Origin of the sequence: Protofrankia sp. CiP3 (assembly GCF_917627345.1) — a bacterium.
Lineage (GTDB): Bacteria > Actinomycetota > Actinomycetes > Frankiales > Frankiaceae > Protofrankia.
In genome coordinates, this window is the sequence record NZ_CAKJTM010000227.1 from 1 (window position 1) to 2,934 (window position 2,934).

Below are 2,934 nucleotides of genomic sequence, written 5' to 3' on the forward strand. Positions count from 1 at the left end.
GCGGATCGCGGGCTGGCGGCGCCTGCCAGCGACGGTCAGTTCGGTGAGCGCGCCGCCCTTCCAGCGGATGAGCAGGTCGGTGTGGCCGGCGTCGTCGTCGCGCACGACGGTGACCTTCACGTCATCGATCAGGGTCCGCAGCAGCTGCTTGCGGTCGCGGTCGGTGGTCGTGGGCGCGTCCCAGATCTGGTGCAGGTTGTCCCCGAGTGCGCGGATGCCGGCGCGTTCGGTGTCGGTCAGGGCGCGGGGGCGGGTCTGCTCGCGGCGGGCGAGTTCGGCCTCGGCGGCGGCGAGTTCGGTCAGCGTCTTCTCCCAGGCGGCCTCCAGGCCGCGGGCGACGAGCCGGTTGTCGGGGTCGACGGCCTGGTAGCGGCGCTCGGCGCGGCTGGCGTCGTAACGGGCGCGTTCGACCTGGCGGCGGTGCTGGTCGAGGGCGGTGTCGTGGGTGTTTTCGAGGTGTTCGGCGGCGGTGAGGCAGGCGGTGAGCGCCTTGGGGGCCAGCGCGGTCAGGAACGCGTCGGCGATGGCGGTGTCGAGCGCGACGCCGCCGATGTGCAGGTGACGGGCGCCACGGCCGTCGACGATCGTGGCGGGGCCCTGGCAGTAGTAGCCCGGGGTGGCCGTGGTCGGGCCTTGGTAGAACACGGTGAGTTTACGGCCGCAGGTCCCGCAGGTCGCCAGGCCCTGGAGCAGGGCGCAGCCCTCCCGGACGGCACCGGTGCCGGGCTGGTGGGCTGCGGGACGGATGTTCTTGCCGATCTTCGCAAGGTTGGTCTCGTAGGTGTCCCAGTCGATGTAGCCCTCGTGGTGGTCGCGGATCAGGATCTCCCACTCGCCGCGGGGGACGGCCTTGTGGCGGGTGCGCACGGTGCCGTCTTGGCCGAGGTAGGTGTGCTTGCGGGTGCGGCCGTAGACGTAGGCGCCGGCGTAGGCCGGGTGGGTCAGAATGGTGTGGACGGCGTGGTAGGTCGGCTCGACCCACGCGACCTCCGTGCCCTGGCCGGCGGCGGTGGCGTAGCCGTTGCGCTGGAGCGGCAGCGTGAGGTTCTCCTCGCGCAGCCACAGCCAGACCTTGCGCACCGAGCCGACCTCGCCGAACCGGCGGAACGTCGCGGAGATCACCCCGGTGACCGCCTCGTCCGGGTGGCGGCGGATCTCGCCTTCCCCCTCGGCCCAGACCAGGCCGACGGGCAGCGGGCGGCGCAGCTCGCCGCGCGCGGCCTTGTTGCGGATCCCGCCGTTGAGCCGGGCCCGCAGGGTGTGCAACTCGGCCTCGGACATGGTGCCCTTCAGCCCGAGCAGCATCCGGTCGTTGAACATCCCCGGGTGGTAGACGCCGTCGGCGTCGGCGATCAGCGTGTCGGTCATCCCGGCCAGGTCCAGCAGCCGGTACCAGTCGGAGTTGTTGCGCGCGAGCCGGGAGACCTCCAGAGCGAGCACGATCCCGACGTCGCCGAGCGCGACCTGCCGGGTCAGCTCGGCGAACCCGGACCGGCCCGCTGTCGACGCGCCGGACACCCCCAGGTCGGCGTCGATCACGCTGACCCGGGCCCGCGGCCAGCCGAGCGTGACCGCCCGCTCGACGAGGCTGTACTGCCGGGCGGTCGACTCCCGGTTGCGCTCGACCTGGGCCAGGGTTGACTGGCGCAGGTAGACGACTGCGCCGCGCCGCAGCTGCGAGGCGGTGATCTTACCGAACGGGCTCATCGCAGCTCCCCGGCGTCGAACAGGGCGCCGTCCGGGCTGCTGCCGCGATCAGCCGGCCGAGCAGGTCGACCGCCGCCGCGACCGCCTCGGCCGGCAACCGCACCGCCACGTCGGGCACCCCCGCAGGCAGCCCGGGCAGCGGGAGGTGCGGCTGCGGCTGGCTCGGCGGGAGCCGGGTCGGCATCGGGGGCCTCCTGTCTCGGACAGCCCTCAACCTGCTCCCTGATATCCGCCTCGACAACCCCCGACACAACACGGGGCAACAGAGAGGCAACAGTCCGTGTCAGGTCGAGTAGGTCGGTGATCCACCCCAGGGTCGGCTCCTCGGCCGGGAGCGACTCCCCGTCCGCGGCCGGCTCGGCGTGGTCGGTCCAGGCGGCCGGCATCATGGACTTGCTGCCGTCCGGTAGTGCGAGGACCAGCTCGAGTGCGCCGTGCCGGCGCATCCGGCCGAGCACCCGTAGCTCACGCCCGTCGAACGGATGTCCCGGCCGGGTGAGCCGCACCGTGAACACCGAGTCCTTGTCCAGGATCATGAAACGGTCTCCGCTCCGGCGCCGTGGCCGCCGGCGGCCAGCACCGCGCGGGCCGCGAGCCCGAGCACCCGGCCGTCCAGGCCGCTGACCGTGCTCAGGTCGAGCGGCACGCCCGCCGCGAGGCTCGCGGCGACCCGCAGCACCGTGTCCTCACCCCGCGAGCACACCAGCCGCCCCGCGTCCACCGCGGCGACCGCGCCGGCCCAGTCCACCCACGCAAACCCGTCCACCGCCTCGACGAACCCGTCGAGGAAATCCCGCCGGAAAAGCCAGAACACGTGGGCGACCAGCAACTCGACCGCGGCCACGGCACAAATGTCACCATGTGCGTACGATCGCAGCGCCGCGGAAAGGTCCTCGATGCCAGTAGTGTGTCGCGGACTCGTTCGACGAAATTTCGCACCCGGCTCTCATGGACCGGGTGCGCGGTCGCGTCCGGGATAAACGCGTCCTGGCCCTGGTGAAGGCGTTCCTGAAAGCGGGGATCCTCGGCGAGGACCGCGTATTCCGGGAAAACGACGCCGGCACCCCGCAGGGGTCGATCTTGTCGCCGTTGCTCAGCAACGTGGCCCTGTCGGTGCTGGACGAGCACATCGCCCAGGCACCGGGCGGGCCGGCGGCCACCTCCAACGACCGGCGTAGACGCCGGCGCCGCGGCCTGCCGAACTACCGGCTGGTCCGCTTCGCCGAC

General features: G+C 72.4%; 3 protein-coding genes and 1 pseudogene. 1 reads left to right on the plus strand and 3 read right to left on the minus strand.

The features are described 5' to 3' along the window. From MJ797_RS26670 to MJ797_RS26680, 3 genes are all read right to left on the minus strand, one after another. Positions 1-1,707, minus strand: a 1,707-nt coding sequence (locus MJ797_RS26670) for a recombinase family protein (protein WP_239342500.1), incomplete at its 3' end; no start/stop codon positions are given. Beyond that, positions 1,704-2,243, minus strand: a complete 540-nt coding sequence (locus MJ797_RS26675; protein WP_239342502.1) for a DUF5372 family protein — start codon at positions 2,241-2,243, stop codon at positions 1,704-1,706. The genes MJ797_RS26675 and MJ797_RS26670, both read right to left, overlap by 4 nt. Continuing rightward, positions 2,240-2,551, minus strand: coding sequence for a hypothetical protein (locus MJ797_RS26680; protein ID WP_239312678.1), 312 nt, complete (start codon positions 2,549-2,551; stop codon positions 2,240-2,242). The genes MJ797_RS26675 and MJ797_RS26680 overlap by 4 nt, the downstream gene beginning before the upstream one ends. A 77-nt stretch (positions 2,552-2,628) precedes the next feature. On the opposite strand from MJ797_RS26680, the pseudogene MJ797_RS26685 reads away from it, so the two are divergent. Then, a pseudogene (locus MJ797_RS26685) lies at positions 2,629-2,934 on the plus strand (hypothetical protein); the annotation flags it as partial.